This window comes from Acidimicrobiales bacterium (assembly GCA_041394185.1).
GTDB lineage: Bacteria > Actinomycetota > Acidimicrobiia > Acidimicrobiales > Poriferisodalaceae > JAAETH01.
Genome location: JAWKIQ010000006.1, coordinates 95438 through 111547, shown reverse-complemented (window position 1 = coordinate 111547; position 16110 = coordinate 95438). Strand labels below are relative to the sequence as shown.

Sequence of the window (16110 nt, the reverse complement as noted above, 5' to 3'; positions counted from 1 at the left end):
TGGGCCTCGAACCGATCGCCGGGCCGGGCGTACATCTGCTTCAGGGCAGCGTGAAGTGAGCCCTCGTTTAGTGTTCCGATATGAGGGACCGCACCCTCGTCGCCCAGGGTCAGTGAGCCACCGAAGGATCAACGGTGTGGAGATGGCGCATCGTGGCGGCGAGGATCTTTCGGGCGATGCCGGGGAACTCCTCGAGCAGCGACGAGAACTCGCGCCGATCGAGCACCTCGACCGTCATGTCGGTGTCGGCGGTGACGGTGGCGCTGCGGGGCTCGCCCGAGATCAGTGAACCTTCGCCGACGACATCGCCCGGACCGACGGTGGCGATGACACGCGACCCCTTGCGAACCGTCGCCTTGCCGTCGCGGATCACGAACACCTCACGTCCCACGGTGCCCTCGGTGACGAGGTTGCGCCCGGCTTTGACGACCGTCTCGGCCATCAGTTTGTTGACGCGCTTCATGTCCGACTTCGAGAGGTCGGCGAAAATCGGCAGCAGGGAAAGCGGGTCAGGGGTTTGGCTCATGCCAAAGGTTGGCCTAGTTGGTGCAGGTCGGGCAAGTACCGTGGTGAACGATTTCGGCCCGGCCCAGCTTCATGCCGTGGGTTTCGGTCGCCGCGAGCGCCGGAGCCTCGACCTCGAACTGCACGTCGAACACCATTCCGCAGCCGTCACACACCAGGTGGTGGTGAGCGCGGGTGACGTTGGGGTCGTAGCGCTTAGAGCGGCCGTCGAGATTGAGCTCGAGGACCTCTCCCAACTCGGTCAGCTCGCGCAAGGTGTTGTACACCGTCGCACGGCTGATCTCGGGGAGCCTGCCCACCGCCGCCTCGAGCACTTCGTCGGCCGTCATGTGAACGTGGTCGCCGTCGAGAACCTCGGCCACGACGCGACGCTGCGACGTGAGGCGATAGCCCCTGTCCCTTAGACGCTCCAGCAATGACGGATACATGAAATCCAAGTATAAGCGCGCCAGATCAAGACTGACAACAAAGTTGGAATCAGTCCAGAAAGTGCTAGAGTCCGGATGTCGACCCGCGCGGTCGGCGAAACCAACGGTCACTGACCATCCTCCAAGGAGAAGTTCATGAGCCTCCAGGGCACGAAGACCCACCAGAACCTCAAGGACGCGTTTGCCGGCGAATCGCAGGCCAACCGTCGCTACCTCTACTTCGCGAAGATCGCCGACGTCGAGGGTTACCCCGAGGTCGCCGGCAACTTCCGCGAGACCGCTGAGGGCGAGACCGGCCACGCTCATGGCCACCTCGACTATCTCAAGTCGGTCGGCGACCCCGCCACCGACGAGCCGATGGGCGACACCGTCGCCAACCTCAAGTCGGCCGTAGCCGGCGAGACCCACGAGTACACCGAGATGTACCCGGGCATGGCCAAGGCCGCTCGCGAAGAGGGCTTCGACGAGATCGCCGACTGGTTCGAGACCCTCGCCAAGGCCGAAAAGAGCCACGCCGGCCGCTTCCAGGAGATGCTCGAGTCGATCAGCTGATCGGCCTCGGCCCTTCCAGAATCCATACGAACTGAAAGCACATCGGCAGCCATGACCGGATCAAGCGGACCAATCTCCTACTCGCCGACCGACGGCCTCTCCTATGACCCGTCCGATCCCGTCTACTGGGATCCAAAGGGTCTGGCCAAGGAAATCGAGCGGACGTTCGAGATCTGCCATGGCTGCCGCATGTGCTTCAAGTTCTGCGATTCGTTTCCCTCGCTGTTTTCGTTCATCGACGATCGTCACGACGGCGACGTGCGCAAGATCACCGAGGCCGAGACGGCCCAGGTCATGGACGAGTGCTTCCAGTGCAAGCTCTGCGAGGTGCAGTGCCCCTACACGGTGCGCGACGAGCACGAGTACCAGCTCGACTTCCCCAAGCTGGTTCACCGATACAAGGCCCAGCGCACCCGCGAGAACGGCACGAGCTTTCGCGACAAGGTGCTCGGCGACCCCGACCGCACCGCCGTGGCAGCCAGGGCCAGCATGGGCGCCGCCAACAAGCTCAACTCACGATCGAAGCTGCATCGTCAGTTCCTCGAGAAGGTCCTCGGCATCCACCCCGACAAGGAGCTTCCCGAGTTCGCCCGCAGCACGTTCGAGAAGTGGGCCCAGAACGAGGGGCTCATCCACGACAACCCCTCACAGGGCGAGGCCGTGCTGTTCCAGACGTGCTACGTGCAGCACAACGAACCCGAGATCGGCCGCGACACCGTCGATGTCTTGCGGGCCAACAGCGTCGACATCACCTGCGAGAAGGGGCTCAACTGCTGCGGCATGCCGGCTTGGGAATCGGGCGACCTCGACACCCTTCGCAAGAAGGCCAAGAACAACCTCGACAAGCTCGAGCCGCACGTGGCTGCGGGCAAGAAGGTCTTGGCCATCAACCCCACCTGCTCGATGATGCTGCGCAACGAATACCCCGACCTCGTCGACGAGGACGACCGCGACCGTGCGGCCAAGCTGGCAGAGCAGGTGATGGACCCTTCGGAGTTCCTGTGGTCGATCCGCCGCGAGGAACGCTTCAACGAAGACTTCAAATCGACACCGGGCAACGTCTCGTACCACGCCCCGTGCCACCTCAGGGCTCAGGCGGTCGGCTTCAAGGGCCGCGACCTGATCCGCAAGATTCCAGGCGTCACGCCCAGCACCACCATGGAGTGCTGTGGCCACGATGGCACCTATGCCATGAAGACCGAGGGCTACGAGGTCTCTATCCGCATCGGCAAGAAGGCCTTCGACGGGATGAAGGCCGCCGCCGATGCCGAGGTCTGGGCCACCGACTGTCCGCTGGCAGCCATCCAGTTCGGCCAACACGCCGGCCGACGGCCCATGCATCCCATGTCGATCCTGGCCCGCGCCTATCGCCCTGACGGTTTCCCCACCCCAGTCGAGAAATCAGAGGAGTGAACACGCAATGACCCGCCTCATCGAACGCACTGACGTCGTCGACTACCAAACCTACGAAGACACCCGCGACCAGGCCCGCGCCCACATTTTCGAGGTCAAGCGGCCACGCCGGGTGCACCTCGGCGAGTACCTGACTTTCCTGTTCGAAAACAAGGAGACCCTCACCTACCAGGTGCAGGAGATCATCCGGGCCGAACGCATCGTGCGCGAGGCCGCCATCGTCGACGAGATCGAGGTCTACAACCAGTTCCTCGGCGACGACGGTGATCTGCCCTGCGTGCTGCTCATCGAGATCGAAGAACAGTTCGACCGCAAGCCGCTGCTGAGCCGCTGGCTGGGCCTCGAGAAGACCCTGTACGTCAAGCTCGAAGACGGCACCAAGGTCTATGCGTCCTACGACGCGGCCCAGGTCGGCGACGATCGTCTGTCTGCTGTTCAGTACCTGACGTTCGGCGTCAACGGCCAAACACCCGTCGCAGTCGGCTGCGACTTCGAAGAGCTGGCCGGCGAGGTACAGCTGTCGGCCGAACAGCGCGAAGCGCTGGCCTCCGATCTGGCTGCGTGACCCCGTTACCAGGCGCCCCGGCTACGGCACCTGGTAACCATTGAGATGTGGAAGAGCCGCCGCCCGCCGAGCTGATGAGCCCGGTCGAGCAGGATGTGCTGGCCCGGTCGTACGCCTACCTACAGAAGGTCGTGGGGGTAATCGCCGTTGCGCTGCCGTTCGGCGTGGCCCTCGGCGACTGGTTGCTCGATGGCCAAGCGCTGCGGGGATCGATCAGCGCGTACTACTACGGCCGCACCGGCGGCTACTTCGTGGGCAGCCTGTGCGCCCTGGCCGTGTTCTTCTTGTCGTACGACTATCGGCCGAGGCCCGGCCACAAGATCGACAACGCGCTCAGCAACGTCATGAGCGCGGCGATGATCGCCGTCGCACTCCTGCCAACTCCCAGCCAGGGGGCCGACGCCGTGGGTGCGCCCCGACTGGTCGGATACGCACACAAGCTCAGCGCCGCCGTCGTCTTCGGGTTGCTGGCCGTGTTCAGCCTGTACCACTTCACCAAGACCGCAGGCGAGGTCACCGCCGACATGTCCTGGCAGCGCAGGCTGTTACGGGTGTTCCGCAACGACCCGCAGCACTCGACGGCCACTGGCAACAAGATCAAACGCAACAAGGTCTTCCGCTTCTGTGGCTGGACGATCGTGGCTTGCATGGTCATGATCGCCGTATCCGATCTGTTCCATCTCGAGCTGGTCTTCTGGCTCGAGTCGGTCGCGGTTCTGGCGTTCGGTTTTTCGTGGCTGGTAAAGGGCGGCGCCTTGTTCGCCGACCAGAGCTAGCTTCGCTGCATGTACGTTCCGAAGGCGTTCGCCGTCGACGACCACACCCACGCGCTCGCCGTGTTGCGCGCTGTGCCATTTGGTCATCTGGTCACCTCGGTCGACCGGCTCGAGTCGACAGCTCTTCCGTTCCTTGTCGACGATGAACTGACGCTGGTCAGCGCTCACGTAGCCAGGGCCAACGACCACTGGCGCCGCATCGATGGCGCCGAGGCGCTGCTGATAGTGCCGACTGTTGACGCCTATATCTCGCCGCGCTGGTACCCCACCAAGGCCAGCGACGCCAAGGTGGTGCCCACGTGGAACTACGAACTGATCCACGTTCACGGAACTGTCGAGGTCGTTCATGACGACACCTGGAAGCTCGACACCGTCACTGCGCTGACCGACCTCAACGAAGCCAGAACCCCCGGAGACTCACCGGCATGGCGCGTCGACGACGCCCCCGACGACTACATCAACAAGATGCTCTCTGCGATCGTCGGGCTGCGAATCAAAGTCGACCACGTCGAAGCCAAGCGCAAGCTCAGCCAGAACAAGCCGCAACACGACCGGCTGGGCGCCGCTGAAGCCCTGCTGCGATCTGACCGCCAACGCGACCGCGAAGTAGGTTCGTTGATGCGGTCAGCCGACGGTTGACGACGCGCCGACGTGGGGGCACCTGTGTACGACGGATTCGAAACCCTGAGCATCGACATCTCCGATCGTGTGGCGGTTGGCGTCATCGACGCTCCGCCCGTCAACGTGATGACCCCTCAGCTGTTTCGAGATCTGCGCAACTTCGCCGATGCGACCGCCACTGACGACGAGGTGCGCGTGGTGGTGCTTCGCAGCGCCAACCCAGAGTTCTTCATCGCTCACTTCGACGTCGAGGTGCTGGAAGCAGCCCCCGTCGACGAGCCCGCTCAGCGAAGCGACACGCTGAACTCGTTTCATCGCATGTGCGAGACCTATCGCACCATGCCCAAGCCGACCATCGCAGAGATCGCGGGACGTGTTGGTGGCGGAGGAAACGAGCTGGCCATGTCGTTCGACATGCGCTTCGCTGCGCTGGGCAGTGCGGTCTTCAATCAGATGGAGGTACCGCTGGGCATCTTGCCAGGTGGGTCGGGCACCCAGCGGTTGCCACGCCTGGTGGGTCGCGGCCGCGCCATGGAGATAGTGCTCGGCGGAGTCGACATCGACGCCGAAACGGCCGACCGATGGGGTTTGGTCAATCGTGCGATGCCCGCAGACGAGCTGACCCCGTTCGTCGATGCGCTGGCGAGACGTATCGCCTCGTTCTCCCCGGGGGCCGTGGCTCTGGCCAAGCAGTCGGTGTTGAACGCCGACGAACTCGACCTGTCCGAGGGCCTACTGGAAGAGGCGTTCCTGTTCCAACAGACAATGCGTCTACCCGGCACCCAGGCCCTGATGCGCGAGTTCTTGGCGCGCGGCGGTCAGACGCGCGAAGGCGAACTGCGGGTCGCCGACCTGATGACCGAATAGGTTCGCGCTACCAGCTGATCTCGATCTCGAGGCTGTTCTCTTCCCCGATCTCGACCTCGACCTCCATGGTCACCTCGTCTGGCACCTTGATCTTGATGGGAAGACCCTTCTGCACGAACTCGACCTGGTTGTGACGCTCGAGCGTGTCGGCGAGTTGGTGTAGCCACTTGGCCGCTTCTTCTCGCGACAGCTTCTTCTCGTCCTCGATCTCGAACAGTTCCATGGATTGAATTCTGGCGAACGGTTTGGCTGATCGGCGCCCTGGGCATGGGATGTTCATGAGAATTCTCGTGCTCGGAGCTACCGGCTACATCGGGGGGCGATTGGTGCCCCAGCTGGTCGAGGACGGGCACGAGGTTTGCTGCCTGGCAAGAACGCCAGACAAGCTCAGCGGCCGCCCGTGGCGGCCCTTGGTCGAGGTGTTCAAAGGCGACCTGCTGGATCCGAACTCGCTGTCAGGCGCGTTCCACGGCGCAGACCTGGTCTACTACCTGGTGCACAGCCTCGGCGCTGGCGAAGACTTCGACGAGATCGAGCGCCGATGTGCCCAGAACGCCAGCAGGGCTGCCCAGTTCGCTGGTGTCAAGACCATCGTCTACCTGGGTGGTCTGGGCGACGACTCCGACGATCTTTCAGCCCACCTGTCCAGCCGACACCTGGTCGGTGAGGTTCTGGCGGCCGGGGCAACGCCCGTGGTCGAGGTGCGGGCGGCGGTGATTCTGGGTTCGGGCAGCGCATCGTTTGAGATGTTGCGCGGTTTGGTCGAAGTGCTGCCGCTGATGATCACACCGCGGTGGGTCGGCCGGACCCGATGCCAGCCCGTGAGCGTTGGCGACGTGCTCGAGGCGCTTCAACGGCTGGCTACCGCCGACATCGACCCAGGGGTTTGGGAGTTGGGCGGGCCAGATGTGGTCACCTACGCCGAGCTGATGCAACTGCACGCTTCGGCGGCGGGCCTTGCGCGACGCGTGATTCTTCCTGTTCCGTTCGTGACGCCTCGGCTTTCGACGCACTGGGTCGATCTGGTGACCTCGCTGCCTCGCGGGATCGCCCACGAGCTGGTGCTCGGCCTCCAGAACGATGTGGTCGTCAGCGGCCGCGATCTGGCCGACGAGCTGGGGCTCAGACCGCTGGGGGCAGCCGAAGCGATCGCAGCGGCGCTGACCGCAATACAGGACCTGGACATCCCGACGCGCTGGACCGCCGCCAGCCGCCCGCTCGACCCTGCACGCCCGAGACCATTCGACCCCGGATGGTCTGGGGGCACGGTGTTGACCGACCAGCGATCGACGACCGTCGAAGCGCCCCTGAGTGAAGCGATGTCGACGATCAAGTCGCTGGGCGGGCAGACCGGCTGGCTGGCGTTCGACTGGATGTGGCGCATCCGAGGGTTCGGCGATGACCTGTTGGGCGGGGTTGGGTACAGGCGAGGGAGGCGACATCCGACCGAGCTCGTCGTGGGCGACATGGTCGACTTCTTCGTGGTCGACGCTCTCGAGCCCGCGCTCCTGCGGCTGCGCGCCGAGATGCGCATGCCGGGTCATGGCTGGCTCGAGTGGGAGGTCGAGGACCTCGGCCACGAGCGCTCGTGTATCCACCAGCGAGCGCGGTTCGTGCCGGCAGGTCTTGTCGGGCGACTGTACTGGTGGGCCCTCATTCCCTTTCACGCTCTGGTGTTTCGGGGAATGCTGAACAAGCTGGCAACCAAGACCGAGGAACGAATCAGCCCACCCGACTAGCGGCCGCCTTTGTGGTGTTTGCGGTGGCAGGGTGTGCAGAGGGTTTGGAGTTGGTCGGTTCGGGTGTGGCCGGTTTGTGCGTGTGGGGTGGTGTGGTGGATGTTGGGTAGGTGGGTGGTTCCGCATTGGGTGCATGCGGGTTGTTCGGTTTGGGTGGTGCGTTGCTGGCGGATGGTTGGTCGTCGTCTGGCGTCTGACGCGTTGACGGGGTTTCCGGCCAGGTCGTGGACGATGAGTCGAACGGCTGCCTGGTCGAGAAGGCCTGCGACGGCGCTGTTGGTGAGTGGTGTTCCGTTGGGGAACCGGCAGCCGGTGTGGTCTACGTGTATGAGGATCTCGAATCGGTGGTTCGCGTTCGATGTGACTAGTTCGGTTAGGGCGTCGGCGCGTTGTTGGGCGAGGGTGGGCCAGGTGCCGTCGGGTTCGCGTTCGAGTTTGCGTCGCATGACCTGTGCCTCGACGGCGCGTTCGAGCACGCCGGCTTGTAGGGGTGGGAGTCGCAGGCTGATTGAGACGGTGCCGTCTGGTTCGGTGCGGGTGCGCATGGCGCGTGAGCGCCGGTGGCGGTTGTCGATGACAGTGTGGTCTTCGTGTTGTTGTGACCAGCGTGCGAATGCTTTGGCGATGTCTGCTGCTGGTGTGGTGCGTGCGATTTCCAATAGTTCGGTTTCGTTGGCGGGTGTGGCTATAGACACGAGCGCCCGGGCTTTGCTGTAGGAGAGCTCACCGGTTTGGAACGCCGCCGCGGACGCGTGAAGAACGCGCAGAGCGCGGCCTACGCGTATCCAGTCACGAACCGTGGATGCGCAGGCGTCGAGGCGTGGGGCCAGCCAGTGCGCGGCCGATGGTTGTCCGTCTGCGATCCACACCGGCCCATCAGCAAACTCGGCGCACCCGACAACAAGCCGATAGTGGGCTTGGGTGATACGGCGGCCGGTTTCGATCAGCAGGTCGGCTTCCCGACGACAAACGTCGAGTTCTTGTGTCGTGTAGATCGCTGGTTCCACCATGAATGCTCCCCTCTTTGTTCTTGTCTCACCCAGCGGGTCGAACAGGCTTTCGATCTGTGATCGAAAGCCTACTGAAGGGGTGGGACAGTCTCTATTGATAAAGAAACAGCACAGTAGGTGTCAGCGCTGATACGACCAGTAGCCACCACGCGTCCGCGGCGACGTTCGCCCAGCCGCAATCGGGTGGCCGGCTGATCAGGGTCGGGCGACGACAACCTCGAAGTCGACAACCAAACTGAGATGCTCTGGCCTCTCGCACGACAAGCACCAGCCTGACAACCACGCCCGATACATGCCCGGTTCGGTCTGGTTCGGAATGCGGATCTCGACATCGACGGGCAGCGGCACGGCGTCGGCATGCATCGTCATCATCGTCTCGTTCGGATTAGACAGCCGCGGGTCTTGCCCGTCGATGGTGGTCTGCCATGCGGCAACCCAGTGTTCGCCGGTCCAGCAGGTCACGTTGATGCTGGAGCTGATCACGAGATCGGCTGCCAGGTCAGGCGCCGCAACCGAGAGGGGCACCGATGCGCCAGCAGCGAATGTCGAACGTTCGGCTTCGATCGATACGTGCAGAACGGCCGGGCCGTCAGCGACCGCGCAGCTCGCGCTCCTTGGCGGCCATGGCCTCGCGCCCCTCGGCCACGGCGGTCTTGAACTTGGTGGCCAGACGGTCGCGCACCTCGGGCGGTGCGTAACGCTCGATGGTGCGCCGCACGCGCTTGTTGGCATAGGCCCAGCTCGAGGCTCCGAGCGTGGCACCGATGGCCATCCAGAACACCCTCCTGAACATCAGCGCGCTGCCCTACCGGCCAGGCCTCGCACGACACCCTTCAGGCCCGATGCCGCGGCCCTCGCCTTGATGGCCGGATTGGTCACGGTGGCCTGGGCCACCCGGCTGGCCGACTCGACCGTGCTCGACAGCGTTTCGGCGGTGTCGAGGACGGAATCGAGCCGCTCGAGGTCGACGTCGGCACGCTCGAGGGTGGCCCGAAGCTCGGCAACAGCCGGCACGGCCTCGTCGACCAGCGCCCTGGCGGCCTCGCGGAGGTCGACCAGAGTGCGCTGCAGACCCACCAGCACCATCACCAGTGCGGTGACCGATGCGATGGCGGCGATGGTGACGATGACGGCGGCGAGGTCAGATGCGCTCATCGCCCGCCAAACTATCGCCTCGTCGGGCCTCCAAGAGCTGCGCGACCTCGGCCTCGAACCCATGCGCCGACGGTTCGTAGTACACGGCGTCGGCGACCTCGTCGGGGCGGTACTGCTGAGCCACCCAGCCCGCAGGCTCATCGTGAGGGTACGCATACCCCTTGCCGTGGCCCAGCGATTTGGCTCCCTTGTAGTGCCCATCTCGAAGGTGAATGGGAACCTCGCGCCCCTTGCCCGCCTTCACGTCGGCAATGGCGGCCCACCAGCCTCTGGCGGTGCGGTTGCTCTTGGGCGCCGTCGCCAGGTGAACCACGGCCTGGGCAAGGTTGTGGCCGGCCTCGGGCAGACCCACGAACTCGACCGCGTGGGCGGCAGCGTTGGCCACCACCAGGGCCATCGGGTCGGCCATGCCGATGTCTTCGCTGGCCAGAATCACCAGACGTCTGGCTATGAAGCGAGCGTCTTCGCCTGCCTCGACCATGCGAGCCAACCAGTACAGGCCGGCGTCCGGGTCGCTGCCTCTGATGCTCCTAATGAAGGCAGACACCACGTCGTAGTGCTCGTCGCTGCCATAGCGCAGCGCCCGCGAATCGAGCGCCACTTCGGCGTGCTCGAGCGCAATGGTCTTGGAGCCCGCCTGGCGAGCAAGTACGACGGCGACTTCCAGCGCCGTCAACGCCCTCCTGGCGTCGCCGTCGGCGCGCTCGGCGATGTGAACAAGAGCGTCGTCTGTGGAGTCGACCCCCTCTACCGCCAGGCCCTTGCGCAACACCTCGACCACGTCTGGAGTGTCGAGCTGTCGGAGGCGAAACAGGTTCGACCGGCTGAGCAGCGGTGCATTGACCTCGAAGTAGGGATTTTCGGTGGTGGCACCGATCAGCACCAGCAGTCCGTCCTCGACGGATGGCAGCAGTGCGTCCTGCTGGCTCTTGTTGAAGCGATGCACCTCGTCGAGGAACAAGATGGTTCCAACACCCCTCTCGCCGAGCCGGGCGCGGGCTGCCTCGATGACTGCCCGCACGTCTTTGACCGAGGCCGACACCGCCGAAAGGGTCTCGAAGTGTTTGGCGGTGTGGTTGGCGATCAGCCGCGACAGGGTTGTCTTGCCGCAGCCGGGCGGCCCCCACAAGATGATCGACGTCAGACGGTCGGCTTCGATCAGCGAACGCAGCGGACGGCCGGTGTCGAGCAGGTGCCCCTGGCCGACGACATCGTCGAGGCTGCGCGGCCGCAGCCGGGCGGCCAGAGGGGCCCGACGCTCGAGGGCGTCGGCGGCTGCGCTTGCGAAGAGATCGTCCATGTGCTGGCCAACTTAGCGACCAATCCGGGAACAAATGCCCTGTTGAAGCTGCGCCATTGCCTGCATGGTGCACACAAAGAACTATTTGGGGGGGCGGACCGGCTGGGACCGCCCGATTTGGGCCGGTTGCAGGGATCGCTCCTCTCGAGGAGGAGAAATGCGACGCTTCATCGTCGGAGGGCTTGTCGCCGTAGTAGGAGCAGCCTTCATCATCTTGACCCTCACCCAGAACCTGTTCCGCGTAGGGACCGACTTCGAGGCGCTCACCACCGACTTTCGGCCGGTGATGCAGGACGAATCGATCCAGGGATATCAGGCTGGGATAGAAGGGTTGGCCGCTGCTGGTGAAGAGTTCCAGACCCAGCTGGTGCCCGCTCTGTCGCTCGCCCTACAGATGAGCCCAGAGCAACTGCAGGCCTTCATGGCCGACCAATACCCCGCCACCGCTCAGGGCATGGCGGCTCTGCCACAGCTGACCACCGAGTTTGGCGGCCTGGTCACGATGCTGGATCAACAGCAGTCGAACTTCGAGTCCGCCGATGCGATACCGACATCGAACGTGGTCGCCCAGACGGTGCCTTGGGGGTTCTTCGTGTTCGGGCTCGCAGCGCTGGGGCTTGGCATCTGGGCCATCGCCGGCCACGTGAAGTTCACATCGACAGCAGCCCTGGTGTTGGGAGTTGTGGTGATAGTCGCGACGTTTGCCATGGCGATGCCGTCGAAGGCATCAGACGCCGACGACCTGAACGCTGCTCTGAAGCCGGTCTACACAACCGAAACCGTTCAGCAGGCGCAGGGTGGCCTGGCAGTGCTGGGAGCGATGGGCAACGAGATGTCGACATCGATGCTGCCCGGGCTGGCCGAAGCCATGCAGCTCACCCCCGACCAGCTGAACGCCTTCCTCGAGAACTCGTTCCCCGCCACCGCCCAGGCGTTGGCGACGATGCCAGAAGCGCTCGCCTCGTTCGACGAGATGGCGACGGTGTTCGATCAGAACCTCGAGAACTACGACACGATCAAGCCGGTCGACATGTCCAACCTGGTTTGGGCGCTGATCGGCGGCAGCCTGCTGCTGGCACTGGCAGGCACATTTGGTCTCTTCGGTCGTGGTGACGCTCTCGAACCACACGTAGAGCACGAACACGACAGCGGGCAAGGCGAAGAACTTCGCTTCGACGCCGGCCTCGAAGAGAGCCCAGACGTATCCACCAAAGACTTGGTGAGCGTCTGAACAGTAGGCAACTGGGTAGCGTTGGCGCCTATGAAAGCGAGAGCAGGCCTGCTCACAGCGATCTTGGCGCCAACGCTGCTTGTTGCCGCTTGTTCGCGTTCGGACGACAATTCGACGGCCGATCCGGTAAGCGACGGTGTGGCGGTTGAAGCAACCTCGCCGACCACGCGTGTGCCGTCCCCCGAAGACATCTCCGCGCTGGCAGCAGCCCTGGCCGCCGACGATCCATCACCGCCCGAATACACCACGTGCATCGCCGAGGCCGTGGCTCACCTGATCTCTGCCGAAGAACTGGGCGGCATCATCGATGAAACAAGGCGCAGCGCGTACAACGCAGCGGCGCAGACCTGCTTTTCGCAGGTGTACCCGACGCTCGATGACGACCCGGCCATCGCCGCTTTCGTGCAAGCTCCTCGAACAGTGCACGATTCGACAGCGGTCAACGGCGACGCCTCGGTTTCGTATCGCATCGACCTGCCCGAGGTTCTCGAAGACCAGGGAAACAACTTCGGCGGTGGGAATGTGTTCGCCAACCCCGAACCGGCCCGCGGCGCACCCACTTTCGCCATACAGATCGGCGTCGCCGGCCAGCGCACCGAGCCCTTATCGCTGACTCAGGCGTGGGACCGCCTCGTCGACGGCTCGACAGATCCCGAGGGGCTTGCGTGGGCGACCGTCGACGGAATCACCAGCGTCGTCACCGGCGCCGATGCAATGACACTGGTGCCAGTCGACGACACGACCTGGCTGAGCTGCCGGGCCAGCATTCGGGGCCAGGCATCGCCGATGACCCAGGGTCGACGACGTGGCCCGCGAACTGCTGGAGATCTGCGCTTCTATACAGCTGTCGTAGCAGCCACGGCTCAGGCCGGAGGCGGCAACACTCTGAGGCCCAGCTCGTCGAGCTGGGCGTCATCGATGGGGGTGGGCGCATTGGTCAGCGGATCGCCGCCCGATTGGGTCTTGGGGAAGGCGATGACCTCGCGGATGTTCTCCTCGCCCGACAGCAGCGCGGTCAGGCGGTCGATGCCGAACGCGAAGCCCGCATGCGGAGGCGCTCCGTAACGGAATGCATCGAGCAGGAAGCCGAACTTGCGCTGGGCCTCCTCGGAACCGATTCCCAACAGGTCGAAGATCTGTTGCTGGATGTCGCCGCGATGGATACGGACAGAGCCCGAACCCAACTCCCAGCCGTTCAGCACCAGGTCGTAGGCCTGCGAGCGAACGTCGAGCAGGCGCTGGGGGTCGGTGCCCGCTGCTGCCAGCAGTTCGATGTCTTCGGCGTGGGGCATGGTGAAGGGGTGGTGGGCCGGAACCGGGTTGCCTGCGTCGTCGATGTCTTCGAAGAGCGGGAAGTCGACAACCCACAAGAAGTTGAGACCGCCCTCGTTGACAGCCGGGCGACCCAGCTCGAGGCGCAGCAGACCCAACACGTGCACCGTTCGGCGCCATGCGTCGGCGACCAGGAAACACACGTCGCCCGCCTGTGCGCCCAGGCGCTCGAGCACACCGTCGATCTCGCTCTGGGTCATGAACTTGGCGACGGGCGAGGTGACCTCGCCACCCTCGCCGACCTTGAGCCACACCAGGCCCTTGGCGCCCCATCGCTTTGCGCTGTCGGTGAGCTTGTCGAGCTGGTTGCGCCCCAAGTCGTCGGCCGCGCCCTTCATGCAGATGCCCTTGATGCAGGGTGCCTGGAACGCCTTGAATTCGGTCTCGGCGAACAGGTCGGTCAGCTCGGCCAGTTCCATCTCGAAACGCACGTCGGGCTTGTCTGACCCGAAACGGTTCATGGCCTCGTGCCAGGTCATCTCAGGGATATCGGTGGGACGCTCGCCGGTGATCGCCTCGGTGGCGGCGGCTACAGCCTCTGACACAGAGGCCCGAACGTCCTCGCCCGAAGCAAAGCTCATCTCCATGTCGAGCTGGATGAACTCGAACTGTCGGTCGGCCCGAAGGTCTTCGTCTCGAAGGCAACGCGCCATCTGGTAGTAGCGGTCGATGCCGCCGACCATGCACAGCTGCTTGAACAGCTGGGGGCTCTGGGGCAGGGCATAGAACGAGCCAGGCTTCAGGCGGCTGGGAACCACGAAGTCGCGCGCTCCCTCGGGGGTGGACGCGATCAGCATCGGGGTCTCGATCTCGACGAAACCCTGAGTTTCCATGGCGCTGCGGATAGCCGAGTTGACCCGTGCGCGGGTGCGCAGGTTGCGCTGCATCCGAGAGTTGCGCAGGTCGAGATAGCGGTGGCGGATGCGAATCATCTCGTCGACCTCGACCCGACCATCGATCTGGAACGGAGGCGGCTCTGCCACCGACAGGATCTCGACGGTGGCCTCACCGATCTCGATCTCGCCGGTCGCAAGCGAATCGTTAACGGTGTCGTCGGGCCGTTCGCGCACGGTGCCCGTGACGGCCAGCACATACTCGGAGCGGATGTCGCGGGCCGCCTCGACCACACACTGGACGATTCCGGTGTGGTCGCGCAGGTCGACGAAGGCAAGGTGCTCGCCGTGTTCGCGGCGCTTGGATACCCAGCCGCACACGGTGACGGTGCGGCCCACGTCGGCTCGGGTGAGGGTGCCGCAATAGTCGGTTCGAGAGGTCATTGAAGCGGAGATCTTTCTGGAGGGTCTTTTCGATACAGACGAATATCAGCGGGACAGAACTTCGGCGACGGCGCTGACGACCTCTGATCGGGCCAGGGTCTGCTGGGCGACGTCGGAGCGCAGATTTCGGAGGGTGACCACACCTGTGGCCAGCTCTTGGTCGCCGATGATGAGCGCCCATCCGGCGCCCGACCGGTCGGCGGCCTTCATCTGCGAACGCATCGACCGGTGATCGAAGGATCGGTCGGTTGCAATGCCGGCTGCCCTCAGCTCGTGCGACAGGTCGCGCGCGGCGCTGCCGTCGGTTACGTCGATGATCCAAACGACCGGCGAAGTGCTGGGCGGCGAGAACGTCTGCTCGGCATCGCAAGCGAGCAGCAGGCGTTCGATTCCCATAGCAAAGCCGATGCCGGGTGTGTCTGGGCCACCCAGCTCCTCGACCAGACCGTTGTAGCGGCCGCCACCGCCAAGCGCGTTCTGGGCGGTCTCGAGCGCCGACGACTGGTACTCGAACAACGTGTGCGTGTAGTAGTCGAGACCTCGCACCAACCTGGGCTCGATTGCGAAGGGGATGCCCAGCGAACCGAGGCCCGCCTGGACCCGCTCGAAGTGAAGCCCGGCCTCGACCGACAAGAAGCTCTCGATGCGGGGTGCCTCGGAGGTGACCCGCCGGGTGGCCTCCCGTTTCGAGTCGAGAACCCGCAGGGGGTGCGCCTCGACCTTGTCGTGGTCTTCGGGGTCTATGTCGCCGATGTTGTCGCGCAGATACTTCTGCACTGCGTCGGCATATGCGATGCGCGTCTCGGCATCACCCATCGAGTTGATCAGCAGCAGTACCCGGCGCAGACCGATGGCTTCCAGAAAGCGCGACCCCAGGGCGATGACCTCGACGTCAACGTCTGCATCGGAGGAACCCAGCACCTCGATGCCGAGCTGATTGAACTGTCGCTGGCGGCCCGCCTGAGGTGCCTCGTAGCGGAAGAATGGTCCCTGATACCAGACCTTCCAGGGCACTATGGGCCGATGCTGCACGAACGCCCGACACACCGAGGCGGTGTTCTCGGGCCGCAGCACCATGCGCCTGTCGCCCTTGTCGAGAAAGTCGTACATCTCCTTCTTGACCACCTCGGTGCCCTCGCCGATGCGTTGGAACACGCCGAGGTCCTCGAAGATGGGGGTGTGCAGCAGGCCATAGTTGGCGAGCGATGCCTCGCTTGCGAACGCGTCGATGAGAGCCTGCCAACGAGCCGACTCGGGTGGTTGCACATCGCGCGTGCCTATGGGCGTCTGGAAACTGTTCGCCTTGGCCATGACCCCGC

18 protein-coding genes are annotated in these 16110 nt (G+C 64.4%); 8 read left to right on the top strand and 10 right to left on the bottom strand.

The window, feature by feature from the left end:
- Positions 1 to 109 precede the first annotated feature (109 nt).
- Positions 110 to 526, bottom strand: coding sequence for a cyclic nucleotide-binding domain-containing protein (locus R2770_22255; GenBank protein ID MEZ5283191.1), 417 nt, complete (start codon positions 524 to 526; stop codon positions 110 to 112).
- Positions 527 to 539: 13 nt separating this feature from the next.
- The gene (locus R2770_22250; GenBank protein ID MEZ5283190.1) at positions 540 to 953 is read right to left on the bottom strand and encodes a Fur family transcriptional regulator; all 414 of its coding nucleotides are present in this window, start codon (positions 951 to 953) and stop codon (positions 540 to 542) included.
- Between the two features lie 135 nt (positions 954 to 1088).
- On the opposite strand from R2770_22250, the gene R2770_22245 reads away from it, so the two are divergent.
- Genes R2770_22245 through R2770_22220 form a run of 6 tightly spaced genes read left to right on the top strand, consistent with a single transcriptional unit; the run spans position 1089 to position 5747 of the window.
- A complete protein-coding gene (locus R2770_22245) occupies positions 1089 to 1505 on the top strand; it encodes a rubrerythrin family protein (GenBank protein ID MEZ5283189.1) in 417 nt (138 codons plus the stop codon).
- Positions 1506 to 1556: 51 nt separating this feature from the next.
- Positions 1557 to 2918, top strand: coding sequence for a heterodisulfide reductase-related iron-sulfur binding cluster (locus R2770_22240; GenBank protein MEZ5283188.1), 1362 nt, complete (start codon positions 1557 to 1559; stop codon positions 2916 to 2918).
- A 7-nt stretch (positions 2919 to 2925) separates the two neighbouring features.
- Positions 2926 to 3483, top strand: coding sequence for a DUF3501 family protein (locus tag R2770_22235; GenBank protein ID MEZ5283187.1), 558 nt, complete (start codon positions 2926 to 2928; stop codon positions 3481 to 3483).
- Between the two features lie 47 nt (positions 3484 to 3530).
- On the top strand, positions 3531 to 4259 hold the full coding sequence (locus R2770_22230; GenBank protein ID MEZ5283186.1) for a hypothetical protein: 729 nt from the start codon (positions 3531 to 3533) through the stop codon (positions 4257 to 4259).
- Positions 4260 to 4268: 9 nt separating this feature from the next.
- Complete coding sequence (locus R2770_22225) at positions 4269 to 4898, top strand: FMN-binding negative transcriptional regulator (protein MEZ5283185.1); 630 nt, start codon at positions 4269 to 4271, stop codon at positions 4896 to 4898.
- Between the two features lie 12 nt (positions 4899 to 4910).
- Positions 4911 to 5747 (top strand): enoyl-CoA hydratase/isomerase family protein, encoded by an 837-nt coding sequence (locus R2770_22220; GenBank protein MEZ5283184.1) that lies wholly within the window; start codon positions 4911 to 4913, stop codon positions 5745 to 5747.
- Between the two features lie 7 nt (positions 5748 to 5754).
- On the opposite strand, the gene R2770_22215 is transcribed toward R2770_22220, so the two are convergent.
- A complete protein-coding gene (locus R2770_22215) occupies positions 5755 to 5970 on the bottom strand; it encodes an amphi-Trp domain-containing protein (protein MEZ5283183.1) in 216 nt (71 codons plus the stop codon).
- A gap of 55 nt (positions 5971 to 6025) precedes the next feature.
- Here R2770_22215 and R2770_22210 point away from each other — a divergent pair, with 55 nt between their 5' ends.
- Positions 6026 to 7486 carry an SDR family oxidoreductase gene (locus tag R2770_22210; GenBank protein ID MEZ5283182.1) on the top strand — a complete coding sequence of 487 codons (1461 nt, stop codon included), beginning with the start codon at positions 6026 to 6028 and terminating at the stop codon, positions 7484 to 7486.
- Here the strand turns inward: R2770_22210 and R2770_22205 are convergent.
- The 5 genes from R2770_22205 to R2770_22185 all read right to left on the bottom strand — a co-directional run bounded on the left by R2770_22205 (position 7483) and on the right by R2770_22185 (position 10951).
- Positions 7483 to 8496 carry an HNH endonuclease signature motif containing protein gene (locus R2770_22205; protein ID MEZ5283181.1) on the bottom strand — a complete coding sequence of 338 codons (1014 nt, stop codon included), beginning with the start codon at positions 8494 to 8496 and terminating at the stop codon, positions 7483 to 7485. The two genes, R2770_22210 and R2770_22205, sit on opposite strands and share 4 nt — an antisense overlap.
- A 195-nt stretch (positions 8497 to 8691) precedes the next feature.
- The gene (locus R2770_22200) at positions 8692 to 9021 is read right to left on the bottom strand and encodes a hypothetical protein (GenBank protein MEZ5283180.1); all 330 of its coding nucleotides are present in this window, start codon (positions 9019 to 9021) and stop codon (positions 8692 to 8694) included.
- A 64-nt stretch (positions 9022 to 9085) separates the two neighbouring features.
- Positions 9086 to 9268, bottom strand: a complete 183-nt coding sequence (locus R2770_22195; protein MEZ5283179.1) for a hypothetical protein — start codon at positions 9266 to 9268, stop codon at positions 9086 to 9088.
- Positions 9269 to 9288: 20 nt separating this feature from the next.
- On the bottom strand, positions 9289 to 9651 hold the full coding sequence (locus R2770_22190) for a hypothetical protein (protein ID MEZ5283178.1): 363 nt from the start codon (positions 9649 to 9651) through the stop codon (positions 9289 to 9291).
- Positions 9638 to 10951, bottom strand: a complete 1314-nt coding sequence (locus R2770_22185; protein MEZ5283177.1) for a replication-associated recombination protein A — start codon at positions 10949 to 10951, stop codon at positions 9638 to 9640. The genes R2770_22190 and R2770_22185 overlap by 14 nt, the downstream gene beginning before the upstream one ends.
- Before the next feature lie 157 nt (positions 10952 to 11108).
- Between R2770_22185 and R2770_22180 the strand changes: the two genes are divergently transcribed.
- A complete protein-coding gene (locus R2770_22180; protein ID MEZ5283176.1) occupies positions 11109 to 12182 on the top strand; it encodes a hypothetical protein in 1074 nt (357 codons plus the stop codon).
- Between the two features lie 863 nt (positions 12183 to 13045).
- On the opposite strand, the gene aspS is transcribed toward R2770_22180, so the two are convergent.
- Together aspS and hisS are read right to left on the bottom strand one after the other, a co-directional pair.
- Positions 13046 to 14791, bottom strand: a complete 1746-nt coding sequence (aspS, locus tag R2770_22175; GenBank protein ID MEZ5283175.1) for an aspartate--tRNA ligase — start codon at positions 14789 to 14791, stop codon at positions 13046 to 13048.
- Positions 14792 to 14836: 45 nt separating this feature from the next.
- The gene (gene hisS / locus R2770_22170) at positions 14837 to 16102 is read right to left on the bottom strand and encodes a histidine--tRNA ligase (protein ID MEZ5283174.1); all 1266 of its coding nucleotides are present in this window, start codon (positions 16100 to 16102) and stop codon (positions 14837 to 14839) included.
- Positions 16103 to 16110 lie beyond the last annotated feature (8 nt).